The sequence below is a fragment of the Helcococcus sp. KG196 genome (assembly GCF_046035495.1).
Taxonomy (GTDB): Bacteria; Bacillota; Clostridia; order Tissierellales; family Peptoniphilaceae; genus Helcococcus; species Helcococcus ovis.
Map to the genome: position 1 here is coordinate 1 of NZ_JBFNFI010000047.1, position 248 is coordinate 248.

General features: G+C 24.6%; 1 protein-coding gene. It reads right to left on the reverse strand.

Annotated elements, in window-relative coordinates; genetic code table 11:
* The coding region (locus tag ABGF45_RS08425; RefSeq protein WP_408125377.1) for a transposase at nucleotides 1-248 on the reverse strand (248 nt) is incomplete at both ends.

Sequence of the window (248 nt, forward strand, 5' to 3'; positions counted from 1 at the left end):
GGATATTTCTTTGCCCATTTTTCTTCAAAGTTTTCCAAATTTTGTAATGCTGTTTTCTCATTTTTTGCTTGGTATACCATTTTTAAGTCTTTCATTAAGTCTTTTAAATCTTTATATGATACAAATTTTGTTGAATTTCTTATTTGATGAATTATACATTTTTGTATTTCTGTTTTTGGAAATACTGCTTCTATTGCTTGACTTATTCCTGGTAAATTATCACTTGATATTATTAAAATATCTTCCAA